Origin of the sequence: Micromonospora sp. DSM 45708 (assembly GCF_039566955.1) — a bacterium.
Lineage (GTDB): Bacteria > Actinomycetota > Actinomycetes > Mycobacteriales > Micromonosporaceae > Micromonospora.
The window spans coordinates 4,293,031-4,308,226 of record NZ_CP154796.1 but is presented as its reverse complement, the minus strand read 5'-3'; the positions used below and the strand labels follow the sequence as shown (position 1 = coordinate 4,308,226).

The window sequence follows — 15,196 nt, the reverse complement described above, 5'->3', positions numbered from 1 at the left end:
GATCATGCGGGACACCGACCGGGCGCTCGTGCAGGCCGCCACCGCGGTCGCGAAGCTCCGCTGCCGCAGCGACAACCACACCGTCGCGGCGGCCGTGCGCAGCGCCGACGGGCGGGTGTTCAGCGGCGTGAACGTCTACCACTTCACCGGTGGCCCGTGTGCCGAGGTGGTGGCGCTCGGCGCCGCCGCCACCCAGGGCGCCGGTGAGCTGGAGACGATCGTCGCGGTGGGGGACCGGGGCCGGGGCGTCATTCCGCCGTGCGGGCGCTGCCGGCAGGTGCTGCTCGACTACTTCCCGTCGATCCGGGTGATCGTCGGGCCGCTGGACGGGCTGCGCGCGGTGCCGGTGGCCGAGCTGCTGCCCGAGACGTACGTCTGGTCGGATCACCAGCTCGACGCGCCGGCCGTCCCGCGTACCGGGGTGTGGCCGCTGCCGGTGGTGCCCGGGAGCCGCCAGTCCGCGGAGGACTGAGTCCCGCGCTTGCGGCTGCTTTTCAACGTTGTAATACTCGGGTCCCGTCCTCAGGAGGCCCGATGACTCCGTATCCCGCGCTCGACGACGAGACCCCGGTCGAGGCGCTCGGCGACCTGTACCGCGACGGCATCACCGCCTGCCGGGGCGCCTTCGACGTCGACTGGGTGACGCGGGTCGGCGAGGACGTCGAGGCCGCGTTCGCCGAGGCCCGCTCCCGTCCCGACGGCGCGGTCGGCCGCGGCCCCGAGCGCTGGTACGTCGAGATCCACCCGGAGCAGCTACGCGGCTTCGTCGACCTGGTCACCCACCCCTGGGTGGTAGCGGTGTGCCGGGCCGTGCTCGGTCCGGACTACGAGATCGTCGAGCTGGGCTTCGACATCCCGTTCCCCGGCGCGAAGATGCAGCCCTGGCACCGCGACTTCCCGATGCCCGAGGAGACGCGGCTGCGCCGCCGGCTCACCTCGCTGGCGTTCAACCTCACCACCGTCGACACGGTCGAGGAGATGGGCCCGTTCGAGATCGCCCCCGGCACCCAGTGGGACGACGGCCGCGCGTTCGACCACGAGATGTTCCCGCCGAAGGACCGGTACCCGCGCTACGAGGCCCGCGCGGTGCGCAAGTACCCGAAGCGCGGCGACCTCTCGGCGCGCTCCGCGCTCACCGTCCACCGGGGCACGCCGAACGTCAGCGACCAGGCCCGCCCGGTGCTGGTGCTCGGCGTCGACGCCCCGGGCGCGGGCAACGCGGCCCACCACGACCTGGCCGTGACCCGCCCCTATTGGGACGCGCTGCCCGACCTGGTCCGCGACCACCTGCGCTGCCCGGTGGTGGACACGCTCGTCCCGATCCGCCAGAAGCACACCATCGAAGGACTGGTGATGGGCGCGGAGTGAGCCGCCCCCTCAGCCGACGGCCGGCCGGGCGGGGCGGGCACGCAGCGCCCGGACCGCCCAGTCCAGCATCGGCGCCAGACTCTCGGCCGGTGGCCATCCGTTCACCACGGCGAGCAGGTCCGCGTACCGCTCCCGGCGGGGATCGCGGGCGGTCTCCAGCCGGTCCAGCAGTCGCCGCCGCAGGTCGGCGTCGTCCGGCCGGCCGCACAGCCGGGCGTAGCGCGCGGTGGCGCGGGCGAGGACCGGGTCGGCCCGGGGCGAGGCCGGCGCCACGCCGTCGGCCAGCGCCGGGGCGACCTCCTCCCGGACCACGGCGACCGCGTCCCGGCGTACCCCCTCGACGCCCGCCCGGTCGTCCGCGTGCTGCTCGGCCAGCCGGCGCAGGCCGGCCCGGAAGCCGGGGTCCAGCGCCAGTTCGGCCAGCTCCACCCACGCCTCCACCTGCTCGTCGTCCGGGTCGTCGGGCAGCTCCGGGGTGAGCGAGCGGCGGATGCCCGCGAAGCCGGGATCGGTCAGGCCGCGGAACGTGGCGTCCAGGAACTCGTCGACCAGTCGCCGTCGCTCCCGAGCGGCCAGCCCGGCCAACCGGTGCAGCAGCTCGGCCTCGACCGGGCCGGAGCCGCGCCGGGCGATCACGGTCAGCACCGCGCGACGCGAGCGCAGCACCCGGATCTGGGCGGCCAGCGCCTCCGCGTGCGCCGCCGCGACCGCGGGGAGCGTGACCTCCCGGGTCACCACCCGACGCACCGTGGGCAGGTCCACGCCCAGCTCGCGGAGCGTGCGCACCAGGTCGAGCCGGGCCACCGCCTCCGGGCCGTACCGGCGGTGGCCGGTCGGGCCCCGGTCGGTGGGCGGCACGATCCCGCGATCGGACCAGAACCGGATGGTCTTCACCGGCACCCCGCTCCGCCGGGCCAGCTCGCCGATCCCGTAGCGCTCCGCGTCGTCCATGCCGCCACCCTGCCGCCTCCACCGGGGGGAGGCGCAAGCCCATCGACAATGTCGAGTTAGGTACGCCTTACCAGGTCAGTTAAGGTAAGGCGAACCTAATCGGAAGGCGAACACCCCTCGTGACCACCGTCGCCGTCCGGCCCGCCCGGGCCGACGTTCCCGCCCGCCCCGGCGCGCCCCGCCGCGTCGCGGTCACGCTCGCGGCGGCGCTCCTGCTGGTCGCCGTGCTGCTGGCCAGCCTCGCGCTCGGCAGCCGCCACCTGCCGGTCGACCAGGTGTGGCACGCGCTGGTGGCGCCGGACGGCGGCGACGCCACCACCGTGGTCCGCGAGCTTCGGGTGCCGCGTACCGCCCTCGGGCTGGTCGTCGGGCTCGCGCTCGCGCTGGCCGGGGTGCTGTTCCAGGCCGTCACCCGCAACCCGCTCGCCGAGCCGCGCATCCTCGGCGTCAGCGCCGGCGCGTCCTTCGGCGTGGTGCTGGCCATCGCCGTGTTCGGGGTGGGCACGCTGGCCGGGTACGTCTGGTTCGGCATCGCCGGCGCGCTGCTCGCCGGGCTCCTGGTGTTCGCCGTCGCCAACCGCACCCGCGACGGCGCGAGCCCGGTCACGCTCGCGCTGGTCGGCGCCGCGCTCGACGCCGGTCTCGGCGCGATCGTGTACGCGCTGCTCAGCATCGACGCCCGCACGTTCGAGGAGTACCGCTTCTGGGTGGTCGGCGGGCTCACCGGCCGGGACGTGGGCGTGGCCGGTCAGGTGCTCCCGTTCGTGCTGGCCGGCGTGCTGCTGGCCGCGCTCGCCGCCCGGGGCCTGGACGCGCTCGCCCTCGGTGACGACGTCGCGCGGGGGCTCGGGCACCGGATCGCCCTGGTCCGGCTGGCCGCCGGCGGCGGGGGCGTGCTGCTCACCGGTGCCGCGGTGGCCGCCGCCGGCCCGATCGCGTTCGTCGGGCTGGCCGTGCCGCACCTGGCCCGGGCCCTGGTCGGCGCCGACCACCGCTGGACCCTGCTGGTCGCCGCGCTGCTCGGCCCCGCGCTCGTGCTGGCCGCCGACGTGGCCGGCCGACTGGTCGCCCCACCCGGCGAGATCCCCGCCGGCATCGTCACCGCCCTCCTCGGCGCCCCCCTCCTGGCCGTCCTGGTCCGCCGCGCCAAGGTCGTCACGTCATGACCACCCCCACCCCCACTCCCCGCGATCTTGCAGTTGCCGCCCCGGCAAAGCGGACAAGTGCCGCGCTCGATGGGCCGAAACTGCACGATCGCCGGAGTGGCGGGCTGGCCGGGCGGGCGCTGCTGCGGGTGGGACCCGTGTCGGTGCCGTTCCGGTGGCGGCCGGTGGTGGTGGCCGGCGTCCTGTTCGCGCTGCTCCTGGGCGCGGTGGTGGTCAGCCTGTCGTTGGGGACTCCCTACGTGGCGCCGGCCGACGTGCTGCGGTCGCTGTCCGGCGCCGGCACGCCGTACGACCTCGTGGTGCGCGACCTGCGACTGCCCCGCGCGGTGCTCGCGGCGCTGGCCGGGGCGGCGTTCGGCGTGGCCGGCACGCTGATCCAGAGCGTGGCCCGCAACCCGCTGGCCAGCCCCGACGTCATCGGCGTCACGCAGGGCGCCGGGCTGGCCGCCACGGTGGCGCTGACCAGTGGGGCGGCGGCGGTCCTGGTGGCCCCCGCGGCGCTGGTCGGCGGTCTGGCCGCGGCGGTGCTGGTGTTCGCACTCGGCGCCCGGCACGGCCTGGCCGCCCAGCGGTTCGTGCTGGCCGGCGTGGCGGTCGCGTTCGCGTTCCGGGCGCTCATCGAGGTGGTGATGCTCACCGCCGACCCGATCGACGGCCTGCGCGCCCAGCTCTGGCTGATCGGCACGCTGGCCGGCAAGGGGTGGACCGAGGCGGCCTGGATCGCCGGCACGCTCGCCGTGCTGCTGCCGGTGCTGCTCTGGGCCGGCTGGGCGCTGCGCGGCTCCGCCCTGGACGACGACACCGCGCGGGGGATCGGGCTGCGCCCGGTGGCCCGCCGGATCGGGCTGGCCGGCACCGGCGTGCTGGCCGCCGCCGCGGTCACCGCCCAGGTCGGCGCCGTGGACTTCGTGGCGCTGGTCGCCCCGCAGGTGGCCCGCCGGCTGGTCCGCGCGGAACGCCCGCCGATGCTCTGCGCCGCGCTGCTGGGCGCGCTGCTGCTGGTGCTCGCCGACCTGGCCGGCCGCCGGCTGTTCGCGCCCACCCAGTTGCCGGCCGGCGTGCTGACCGCGGCCATCGGCGGCCCGTACCTCATCTTCGTGCTGCTGCGTACCCGAGGGAGGCGGTCGTGACCGCGCTGCTGTCCACCCGCGACCTGGTCGTCGGCTACGAGGGCCGGACCGTGCTGGACGGGCTGGACCTCGACCTGCCCGCCGACGCGTTCACCGTGATCGTCGGCCCGAACGCCTGCGGCAAGTCGACGCTGCTGCGCACCATGGCCCGGCTGCTCACCCCGCGTCGCGGCACGGTGCTGCTCGACGGCGCGCAGATCCGCGACCTGCCCACCCGGGACGTGGCGCGACGACTCGGCGTGCTGCCGCAGAGCCCGCTGGTGCCCGAGGGGATCACCGTGGCCGATCTGGTCGGACGCGGCCGGCAGCCGTACCAGCGCTGGTGGCGGCAGTGGTCGACCGAGGACGGACGGGCCGTCGACGAGGCGATGCGGCTGGCCGACGTGACCGCGCTCGCCGACCGCCCGGTCGACACGCTCTCCGGCGGGCAGCGCCAGCGGGTGTGGATCGCCATGACGCTCGCCCAGGACACCGGCGCGCTGCTGCTGGACGAGCCCACCACGTTCCTCGACCTGGCCCACCAGGTGGAGGTGCTGGACCTGCTGCACCGGCTGCGCGCCGAGCGGGGCCGGACCGTGGTGGCCGTGCTGCACGACCTCAACCAGGCCGCCCGGTACGCCGACCACCTGGTCGCCATGCGCGACGGCGCGGTGGTGGCGGCCGGCCCGCCGCGCGAGATCCTCACCGCCGATCTCGTCCGCGACGTGTTCAGGCTCGACTGCGTGGTTGTGCCCTGCCCCGTCACCGGCGCTCCGCTGGTGGTGCCCGCCCGCACCCAGACCTCGGCCGCTCCGGCCGGTACGCCGGCCCCGGCCGGCGCCCCCGTCGGCGACGCCTGAGCGTGCCGACCGCACCCGTACCACGGAAAGGAACCTGATGCGTCGCCTCGCCGCCGTACTCACCACCGCTCTCGCCCTCGGCGTCGGCCTCACCGCCTGTGGGGAGAGCGACCCCGTCGCCGGCGCCGGCGCCGGGGAGACCCGGGAGATCACCCACGCCATGGGCGCCACCAAGGTGCCGGCCGCGCCGAAGCGGGTGGTGGTGCTCGACACCGACAAGATCGACACCGCGCTGTCGCTGGGCGTCACGCCGGTCGGCGCGGCCACCGCAGGCGAGGCGAAGAGCTGGCCCACCTACTTCGGTGCGGAGAAGCTCGCCGGCATCAGCGAGGTCGGCGTGCTCACCGAGCCCGACCTGGAGGCGATCAACGCGCTCAAGCCGGACCTGATCCTCGGCAGCAAGTTCCGCCAGGAGAAGTTCTACGACGAGCTGTCCGCCATCGCGCCGACCGTGTTCACCGAGAAGGTGGGCGTCACCTGGAAGGAGAACTTCCTCCTCGACGGCAAGGCGCTCGGCAAGGAGCAGGAGGCCAAGGACCTGCTGGCCACGTACGAGAAGCGGGCGAAGGACTTCGGCGCGAAGCTCGGCGACCCGGGCGCGCGGAAGATCTCCATCGTGCGCTTCATCCCGGGCAACATCCGGGTGTACGGCCCGGACTCGTTCTCCGGCATCGTGGTCGGTGACACCGGCCTGGGCCGCCCGGAGCGGCAGCTCCTGGACGGCAAGGAGGACAAGCGCTTCGACCTGGTCAGCGCCGAGCGGGTCAACGAGGTCGACGGCGACGTGGTGTTCGTGACCGCGTACGGCGAGAAGGCCGCCGCCGAGCAGGCGAAGGTCACCACCGGGCGCCTCTGGCAGGGGCTGTCCGCGGTCAAGGCGGGCAAGGCGCACGTGGTCTCCGACGAGACGTGGATGACCGGCATCGGCGTCACCGCCGCCAACAGGATCCTCGACGACCTGGAGAAGTACCTGGCCGCCTAGCGCACCCACCCCCGTGGGGCGCAGATGCACGGAAAGAGTGGCCATCCGACGCTGGATGGCCACTCTTTCCATGAATCAGCGCGCTCGGGAGAGGGGGAGGGGGGAGGGTTAGGCGGCGGTGGACCAGATGGCGCGGAACGCGGCGGCCTCGCCGGCCAGCCACTGCTCGATCCGCTCGGGCTTGGCGTCGGCCGGCATGCGGTGCGCCTCACCTCGCCGCACGTCGACCAGCACCGGCTCGGCGTGCGGCAGCACGGCGTCCATGTGCCGGGCCATCAGGTGTAGCGTGGCAAGCGTCGCCTCCTCGCTCGGCGGCGCCTCGTCGAAGTGCAGCCGGACCGCCTCGGCCCGGCCGTCGGCGAAACGCACGCCGAACTGCGGATTGATCTTCACGGGCAGGTCGCCCAGCATCGCCAGCGCATCACGGGTCTGGGCCAGGTCGACGCCGGTCGGCTCGCCGAGCGAGTGCAGCCAGCGGGTCGCGCCGGGCACGAGCGCCTCGTAGAGCGGGCGCCAGCGCGGCTTGACCAGGTCGGCGATCTGGGCCAGATGGGTGCCGCCGGTGTGGAACGCGACGTCGGCCTTGAGTGCCTTGACGAACTGCCCGTGCGGGTTGAAGCCGTGCCGGCTCGCCCGCTGCCGGCGCAGGCCGCCGACGAACGTCGCCTTGGTGGGGCCGGTGCGGTCGACGTAGCGGGTGAAGCCGAGAAGGGTGGCGTAGGGGGTGAGAGGGGCGGCTGAGGTGGGCGCAGTCACGAGCATCCTCCCAGGTCAAAAGCTCGTTTAGTACATACATTCTAATCGACGGGTGTGACATCGCCCAGCGTTCCGGCCCCTCCCGGCGTGCGGATGGCGCACGTTCCCGAGCGGTGTCGTCCAGCCGACGGCGGCACGCCCGGCACCGGCCTACGCTGAGCGCCGTCACCCCCTCCGTGACCTGGACGGACGACGTCGAGGAGCGAGACATGAAGCCGCCACCCCGCAGGTTCCGGGCCCGGTTCTGGGTCGAACTCGCCGCCGCGTCGCTGTTCGGCGCGCTGTTCCTGGTGACGCTGGTGCGGAGGGACTGGCTCGAGGCGTTCGGCATCGAGCCCGACAACCACGACGGCACGGTCGAGTGGCTGCTGGTCGCCGGCCTGTTCGTGCTGTCCGCCGCGTGCGCCGACTCCGCCCGCCTGGAGTGGCGTCGGACGGCGCCCGCGCAGTAGCCGGCCGGCGCACCGGCCACCACCAGCGGCGCTCGGGAGGCCCTCGTGCCGAGGATCGACGATGTCAGTCCCACCCGGGACAACACACCACACCGCAAGTCCGGGCAGTTCACCACCGGCCGGATGCTCTCGCTCGACAGCTCCGACGACGGCCGGCTGGTCTTCGCCGGGTCCTTCTCCAGCGACCTCTGGGTCTCCGAGGACGGCGGCGAGTCGTGGGCGCAGATCGCCCGACCGGAGCCGGCCGCCGACCAGTTCGGCGTGCCGGGCGCGATCGGCGGCTACTGCGTCACCTCGATCGCCGTCGCGCCGGACGTGGCGCGCTGGTCGGTCGCGCGCAACCCCCGCCTGCCCGGCCGGATCTCCGCCGACCCCGGCGCGGGCATCGTCGGCTTCGGCGACACCGGCGTGTGGACGGCGACGAGCAGATCCGACGGTACGTTCGCCGCGCCCCGGCTGTTGTCGGCGGACTTCGGCGCGCAGGCCGGAGGCTGGCGGGTGGACCGGCACCCCCGGTTCCTGGCGGACGTGACCGGTGACGGTCGGGCCGACATCGTGGGGTTCGGCGACGACGGGGTGTGGGTGGCGTTGAACAACGGCGACGGCACGTTCGCGCCGCCCCGCTTCGTGCTGGCCGATCTGGGCTACAGCTCCGGCTGGCGGGTGGAGAAGCACGTCCGGGTGCTGGCGGACCTGACCGGGGACGGGACGGCCGACATCGTGGCGTTCGGCGACGCCGGGGTGTACGTGGCGTTCAGCCAGGGCGATGGCTCGTTCGCGTTCACGCCGGTGCCGGCGGTGCCGGGCTTCGGGGCGCAGGCCGGTGGTTGGCGGGTGGACCGGCATCCCCGTTTCGCGGTGGACGTCACCGGGGACGGGAAGGCGGACATCGTCGGGTTCGGCGACGACGGGGTGTGGGTGGCGTTGAACAACGGCGACGGCACGTTCGCGCCGCCGCGGTTCGTGCTCGCCGACCTCGGCTACCAGGCGGGTTGGCGGGTGGAGAAGCACCCCCGGTTCCTGGCGGACCTGACCGGTGACGGCAGGGCCGACATCGTCGCCTTCGGCGACGCCGGTGTCTACACCGCCCGCGGTAACGGCGACGGAAGTTTCGCGTTCGTCCCCACGCCCACGCTTGCCGACTTCGGCTACGCCGCCGGTGGCTGGCGGGTCGAGCGGCATCCCCGCCTGGTCGCGGACGTGACCAGCGCCGGGCACGCCGACCTGGTCGGCTTCGGCAACGCCGGCGTCCACCTCGCCCGCAACAACGGCGACGGCACCTTCGCGCCACGCCGACTGGCGGTCGCCGACTTCGGCCACGACCAGGGTTGGCGGGTGGAGAAGCATCCCCGGTTCCTGGTCGACGTGACCGGCGACGGTCGCGCCGACGTCGTCGGGTTCGGCGACGCCGGCGTCTACGTCAGCCTCGCCAACGGGACCGGTTTCGACCCGCCCCGCTTCGTGCTGCCCAACTTCGGCGCCGAGGCGACCGTCCTCGCCCTGGCGCAGAGCGACCGGGAGTCGCAGGACGCCGGCGTCTGGCGCTCCAGCGACCGGGGGGCGACCTGGGCCCGCGTGCACACGTTCCCCCGGGGCGCCGGCCAGGCGCGGCTGCCCGGGGCCGGCCAGCTCGTCTGGGCGCCGGGCACCGCCAACCTGGTCTACGCCGCCGGCGGCAGCGCGCTGGCGGTCAGCACCGACGGCGGGGCCACGTTCGCCGACGTGCTGCGCCGGCCCGGCGGTGGACTCCAACCGGTGAACCACGTGGCGGTCGCCGAGACGCCCGTGGGCAGCCTCCGACCCCCGACCGTGTACGCGCTGGCCAGCGGGCAGGTCTTCGTCTCCGTCGACGCCGGTGTGACCTGGGTCCGCGACGCCGGCCCGGTCCCCACCACCGTCGGCGGCGCGACGGGCCTGTCGAACGCGCCCAACGAGCGCGTCATGGTGGTCTCCCCGCGCTCGCCGCTGGAGGTGTTCGCCACCGGCAACGCCAACCTGGTGCCGCCCCAGCTCTGGCGCGGCGACTACGCCCGGTTCGCGCAGACCGGCGCGGCGCGGTGGACGCCGGTGCCGCTGCCGACGCTGGGCCAGCAGTACAGCGGCAACGTGTTCGTCGCCGCCACCCGGCCCGGCCACGGCGAGGTGCTGTTCTACGGGCCGCAACGCGCCAAGGTGTTCGCGTCGCCGCTCGACCCGACCTCCGCCGCCGACTGGCAGGAACTCGACGACGGCCAGCACGCCCACGTCGACCTGCACGGCGTCTTCCTCTCCGGCGACTTCGCGGCCACGTTCTCCGACGGTGCGTACGCGCCGACCGCCGGCACCGTCTGGATGGCGAGTGACGGCGGCGTCTTCCGCAGCACCGACGGCGGCCGGCACTTCCACGCCGCCGGCAGCATCGGCACGCTCTCCGTGGTGAACGTCGCCGGCCTCGCGCTGCCCGGCCGGGGCCCGGTCATCTCGCTGAACACCGGTGACAACGACGGCTTCGCGTCGCCCGACGGCGGGCGGACGTGGCGACCGCAGGACTACGGCGGCGGCGACAACGACTGCTCCTTCGCCGACCCGCTGCGGCCGTCGCAGATGCTGGTCTTCACGCCACGGTGGAACACCGACGGCGAGTTCGCGGTCGGCGGCACCGGGCAGACACTGGCCGTGTACGGCGCGGACGCCGGTGAGCTCCCGGACGTCACCAGCACCTCGCACCGGCAGATGATCCCGGGTCCGCCGCTGCGCCCCGGGTCGACGATCTGGAACGCGACCAGCCCGTTCGTCATCCGCGGGTACCGCCCGGTCGTGCCCGGCCTGCCCGGCGACGACCCGCAGCCCGACGACCACGTCTTCATCCGCTTCTTCGGCAACTTCTCCTCCCCGGATCTGGGCTCGTTCCCGAACAACCTGGCCGTGCTGCTGCGCGTCCGGAACCTCCGCGGCGTCACGAAGCGCACGGACTGGGACACGCCCGGCGGCTGGCGGGTGGACCGGCATCCCCGCCTGCTCGCCGACCTGACGGCGGACGGCCACGCCGACATCGTCGGCTTCGGCGACGCGGGCGTGTGGACGGCGTTGAGCACGTCCGGCGGCTCGTTCGCCGACCCGCGGTTCGTGCTGGCGGACCTGGGCTACGACTCCGGTTGGCGGGTGGACAAGCACGTGCGGGTGTCGGCGGATCTGACCGGTGACGGGCGGGCCGACATCGTGGCGTTCGGGGACGCGGGTGTCTACACCGCTCTGGGCAACGGTGACGGCACGTTCGCGTTCTCGCCGGTGCCGGCGGTGGCGGGGTTCGGGTACGCGGCGGGTGGCTGGCGGGTGGACCGGCATCCGCGGTTCGCGGTGGATGTGACCGGGGACGGGAAGGCGGACGTCGTCGGGTTCGGCGATGACGGGGTGTGGGTGGCGGTGAACCACGGGGACGGCACGTTCGCCGAGCCGCGGTTCGTGCTGGCCGATCTGGGGTTCGACTCCGGTTGGCGGGTGGAGAAGCACGTCCGGGTGCTGGCGGATCTGACCGGTGACGGGAAGGCCGACATCGTGGCGTTCGGGGACGCCGGGGTGTACGTGGCGTTGAGTCAGGGCGACGGTTCGTTCGCGTTCAACCCGGTGCCGGTGGTGGCGGGGTTCGGGTACGCGGCGGGTGGGTGGCGGGTGGAGCGGCACCCGCGGTTCGCGGTGGACGTGACCGGGGACGGGAAGGCGGACATCGTCGGGTTCGGCGACGACGGCGTGTGGGTGGCGTTGAACAACGGCGACGGCACGTTCGCCGACCCGCGGTTCGTGCTCGCCGACCTGGGGTTCAACTGCGGCTGGCGGGTGGAGCGGCACGTCCGGGTGCCCGCGGATCTGACCGGCGACGGTCGGGCGGACATCGTCGGGTTCGGCGATGCCGGGGTCTACGTCGCCCGCAGCCAGGGCGACGGTTCGTTCGCGTTCACGCCGACCCCGGTGCTGGCCGACTTCGGTTACCAGGCCGGCGGCTGGCGGGTGGATCGGCATCCCCGGTTCGTCGCGGACGTCGCCACCACCGGCCACGCCGACCTGGTCGGCTTCGGGGAGGCCGGCGTGCTCGTCGCCGTCAACAGGGGCGACGGCACGTTCGCGCCCCGTCCGCTGTTCGTCATCCCCGGCCTCGGCGCCGGCCCCAGCGGGCCGTTCACCCAGCAGGGGCCGTTCCTGCCGGACCCGAACGTCGGCCTCGTGCAGGCGTCCGGCGGGCATCGCGACACGGTGTTCTACGTCGGCGGCGACGCCGCGCGCCGGCTCTGGACGTGGACCGGGGGCATGGCCGCCTGGCAGCAACTCGTCCCCGGCGGGGGTGCCGGCGAGGCCCGCCGCTTCTTCGTCGACCCGTACCGGCCCCGGCTGCTGTACCTGCTGGACCGCGACCACGTGCGACGCTCCGACGACGGCGGCGTCACCTGGCAGGTCGACACCGCCCTGGAGCAGATGCTCACCTGCGGCGGCCGGATCGAGGTCGACCGCGACGAGGACGCCGACGGCCAGGGCGACCACTACGGCGGCATCCTCAGCGACATGCAGTTCGACGCCACCGACCCCGGGCGGCGCTTCGCGGTCGGCCTGGCCGGCGCGTTCACCACCGCCGACGGGCAGCACTGGACGCGACTGCTCGACACCGGCGCGCTCCGGGGCCGGCCGGCGAACTGCTACTACGACCCGATCTCGAACCCGGCCGACCCGGCGCTCTACGTGTCGTTCGCCGGGCGGAGCATCGTGCGGATCAGCGGGTTCGCGGCCACCGGCGTCGCGGCGGCCGGCACCACTCCCGCCCGGTTCGCCGACGCGTCGCCCGAGCCGCGCCGTACCCCGGTCCGGACCCCTGACGGGCGGGTCGGCACCGCGCAGGCCCGGCCGGACGGCCGCGCGGCGGTCACCTTCGACGACGGCCGGACCGCCGTCGTCGACGCCGCCGACCTCACCCCGCCCGACGGCGTCGGCTGACCCGTCGGCCCGACACCCGCTGGCTCAGCCCGGCAGCGGCCGGCTCGGCCAGGAAAAGGCCAGGCCGGCCGAGTCGGGTCAGAGCTGGCCGACGTCGGTGACCCGGACCACCGCCGCGCCCACCTCGTCCGAGGCGGCCAGGTCCACCTCCGCGCTGATGCCCCAGTCGTGGTCGCCGTCGGGGTCGTCCAGGATCTGGCGTACGGTCCACCGCTCCCGGCCCTGCTCGATCATCAGCAGCGCCGGCCCGCGCGCGTCCGGCCCCACCCCGATCGAGTCGTACGCCTCGAAGTACGGCTCCAGCGCGTCCGCCCACGCGTCCGCGTGCCAGCCGTCCCCGGCATCCAGCTCGGCGAGCAGGTCCCAGCGACGCAGGGCGGCCAGCTCGACGCGGCGGAACAGCGCGTTGCGCACCAGCACCCGGAACGCCCGCGCGTTGCGGGTCACCGCCGGCGGCCGGTCGTCCAGCGAGGCGGCGACCTCGGCCACGTCGGACGGGTTGCGCAGCCGCTCCCACTCGTCGATCAGGCTGGAGTCGACCTGGCGGACCAGCTCGCCCAGCCACTCGATGAGGTCGACCAGTTCCTCGGTCTTGGCGTCCTCCGGCACGGTCTGCCGCAGCGTCTTGTACGCGTCCGCGAGGTAGCGCAGCACCAGCCCCTCGGACCGGGACAGGCCGTAGAACTGGACGTACTCCGGGAACGTCATGGCCCGCTCGTACATGTCCCGGACCACGGACTTCGGCGCGAGCTCGTGGTCGGCGACCCAGGGGTGGCCCTGCCGGTACATCTCGTACGCGCCGGTCAGCAGTTCGGCGAGCGGCTTCGGCCAGGTCACCTCGTCGAGCAGCTCCAGGCGGGCCTCGTACTCGATGCCCTCGGCCTTCATCGCGGCGACCGCCTCGCCGCGGGCCTTGAACTGCTGCGCGGAGAGGATCTGCCGCGGGTTGTCGAGGATCGCCTCGATCACGCTGAGCACGTCCAGCGCGTACGCCGGGGACTCCCGGTCGAGCAGCTCGATGGTGGCCAGCGCGAGCGGCGACAGCGGCTGGTTGAGCGCGAAGTCGAGCTGGAGGTCGACGGTGAGGCGCACCCGGCGGCCCGCCTCGTCCGGCTCGGGCAGCTCCTCGACCACGCCGCCGGCGCGCAGCGCCCGGTAGATGGCGATGGCGCGGCGGATGTGCCGCCGCTGGGCGGCCGGGTCCTCGTGGTTGTCGGTGAGCAGGTGCCGCATCGAGGCGAACGCGTCGCCGGGGCGGCCGATCACGTTGAGCAGCATCGAGTGGCTGACCTGGAAGCTGGAGGTGAGCGGCTCCGGCTCGGCCTCGACCAGGCGCTGGAACGTCGGCTCGCCCCAGCCGATGGAGCCCTCCGGCGGCTTCTTCTTCACCACCTTGCGGCGCTTCTTCGGGTCGTCGCCGGCCTTCGCGAGCGCCTTCTCGTTCTCGATCACGTGCTCGGGCGCCTGCACCACGACCCGGCCGATGGTGTCGAAGCCGGCCCGTCCGGCCCGGCCGGCGATCTGGTGGAACTCGCGCGCCTTGAGCAGCCGGGTGCGGATGCCGTCGTACTTGCTCAGGCCGGTGAAGAGCACGGTGCGGATCGGCACGTTGATGCCGACGCCGAGCGTGTCCGTACCGCAGATGACCTTGAGCAGGCCGGCCTGGGCGAGCGTCTCCACCAGGCGGCGGTACTTCGGGAGCATGCCGGCGTGGTGCACGCCGATGCCGTGCCGGACCAGCCGGGACAGCGTCTTGCCGAAGCCGGAGGTGAACCGGAAGTTGCCGATCGCGGTGGCGATCAGGTCCTTCTCGGCGCGGGTGCAGACGTTCACGCTCATCAGCGCCTGGGCGCGTTCCAGCGCGGCGGCCTGGGTGAAGTGCACCACGTACACCGGGGCCTGCTTGGTCTCCAGCAGCTCTTCGAGCGTCTCATGCAGCGGCGTGGTCGCGTACGAGAAGAGGAGCGGGACCGGTCGCTCGGCCGAGCGGACGACGGCGGTCGGCCGGCCGGTGCGCCGGGTCAGGTCGTCGACGAAGCGGGCGGTGTCGCCGAGCGTGGCCGACATCAGCACGAACTGGGCCTGCGGCAGCTCGATGATCGGCACCTGCCAGGCCCAGCCCCGGTCGGGCTCGGCGTAGAAGTGGAACTCGTCCATGATCACCTGGCCGACGTCGGCGCGGCGGCCCTCCCGCAGCGCCAGGTTGGCCAGGATCTCCGCGGTGCAGCAGATGATCGGGGCGTCCGCGTTGACGCTGGCGTCGCCGGTCAGCATGCCGACGTTCTCCGCGCCGAAGACCTCGCAGAGCGCGAAGAACTTCTCCGACACCAGCGCCTTGATCGGCGCGGTGTAGAACGTCGTCCGGTCGTCGGCCAGCGCCGCGAAGTGCGCCGCGACCGCCACCAGGCTCTTGCCCGAGCCGGTCGGCGTATTCATGATCACGTTCGCGCCGGAGACGATCTCGATGACCGCCTCCTCCTGGTGGGGGTAGAGGTCGAGACCGCGCTCGGACGCCCAGGAGGCGAACGCGTCGTAGAGCGTGTCGGGGTCGGCGGTCTTCGGCAGCGCGGCGGTGAGAGTCATGGCGGCTCCC

At 74.1% G+C, this 15,196-nt stretch carries 11 protein-coding genes; 8 read left to right on the top strand and 3 right to left on the bottom strand.

Annotated features, from left to right (window positions below; all coding sequences use genetic code 11):
• Positions 1 to 4 precede the first annotated feature (4 nt).
• Together VKK44_RS18295 and VKK44_RS18290 are read left to right on the top strand one after the other, a co-directional pair.
• Positions 5 to 472, top strand: a complete 468-nt coding sequence (locus tag VKK44_RS18295; protein ID WP_343442317.1) for a cytidine deaminase family protein — start codon at positions 5 to 7, stop codon at positions 470 to 472.
• 62 nt (positions 473 to 534) lie between these two features.
• Positions 535 to 1,368 (top strand): phytanoyl-CoA dioxygenase family protein, encoded by an 834-nt coding sequence (locus VKK44_RS18290; RefSeq protein WP_343442316.1) that lies wholly within the window; start codon positions 535 to 537, stop codon positions 1,366 to 1,368.
• 9 nt (positions 1,369 to 1,377) lie between these two features.
• Here the strand turns inward: VKK44_RS18290 and VKK44_RS18285 are convergent, their stop codons facing one another.
• Positions 1,378 to 2,319 (bottom strand): MerR family transcriptional regulator, encoded by a 942-nt coding sequence (locus VKK44_RS18285; RefSeq protein WP_343442315.1) that lies wholly within the window; start codon positions 2,317 to 2,319, stop codon positions 1,378 to 1,380.
• Positions 2,320 to 2,438: 119 nt separating this feature from the next.
• Between VKK44_RS18285 and VKK44_RS18280 the strand changes: the two genes are divergently transcribed.
• The 4 genes from VKK44_RS18280 to VKK44_RS18265 all read left to right on the top strand — a co-directional run bounded on the left by VKK44_RS18280 (position 2,439) and on the right by VKK44_RS18265 (position 6,436).
• On the top strand, positions 2,439 to 3,485 hold the full coding sequence (locus VKK44_RS18280) for a FecCD family ABC transporter permease (protein WP_343442314.1): 1,047 nt from the start codon (positions 2,439 to 2,441) through the stop codon (positions 3,483 to 3,485).
• A gap of 137 nt (positions 3,486 to 3,622) precedes the next feature.
• Entirely contained in the window at positions 3,623 to 4,615 is a 993-nt protein-coding gene (locus tag VKK44_RS18275) for a FecCD family ABC transporter permease (RefSeq protein ID WP_343442313.1), read from the top strand.
• A complete protein-coding gene (locus VKK44_RS18270; protein ID WP_343442312.1) occupies positions 4,612 to 5,454 on the top strand; it encodes an ABC transporter ATP-binding protein in 843 nt (280 codons plus the stop codon). Before VKK44_RS18275 ends, VKK44_RS18270 begins: the two co-directional genes overlap by 4 nt.
• 37 nt (positions 5,455 to 5,491) lie before the next feature.
• On the top strand, positions 5,492 to 6,436 hold the full coding sequence (locus tag VKK44_RS18265; protein WP_343442311.1) for an ABC transporter substrate-binding protein: 945 nt from the start codon (positions 5,492 to 5,494) through the stop codon (positions 6,434 to 6,436).
• Positions 6,437 to 6,544: 108 nt separating this feature from the next.
• On the opposite strand, the gene VKK44_RS18260 is transcribed toward VKK44_RS18265, so the two are convergent.
• Positions 6,545 to 7,192: a hypothetical protein gene (locus VKK44_RS18260; protein ID WP_343442310.1), complete on the bottom strand. Its 648-nt coding sequence runs from the start codon at positions 7,190 to 7,192 to the stop codon at positions 6,545 to 6,547.
• Positions 7,193 to 7,401: 209 nt separating this feature from the next.
• Between VKK44_RS18260 and VKK44_RS18255 the strand changes: the two genes are divergently transcribed.
• Together VKK44_RS18255 and VKK44_RS18250 are read left to right on the top strand one after the other, a co-directional pair.
• Complete coding sequence (locus VKK44_RS18255) at positions 7,402 to 7,644, top strand: ABC transporter permease (protein WP_343442309.1); 243 nt, start codon at positions 7,402 to 7,404, stop codon at positions 7,642 to 7,644.
• A 45-nt stretch (positions 7,645 to 7,689) separates the two neighbouring features.
• Positions 7,690 to 12,603, top strand: coding sequence for a VCBS repeat-containing protein (locus VKK44_RS18250; protein WP_343442308.1), 4,914 nt, complete (start codon positions 7,690 to 7,692; stop codon positions 12,601 to 12,603).
• 78 nt (positions 12,604 to 12,681) lie between these two features.
• Here the strand turns inward: VKK44_RS18250 and VKK44_RS18245 are convergent, their stop codons facing one another.
• Entirely contained in the window at positions 12,682 to 15,186 is a 2,505-nt protein-coding gene (locus VKK44_RS18245; protein WP_343442307.1) for a DEAD/DEAH box helicase, read from the bottom strand.
• Between the last annotated feature and the right edge of the window lie 10 nt (positions 15,187 to 15,196).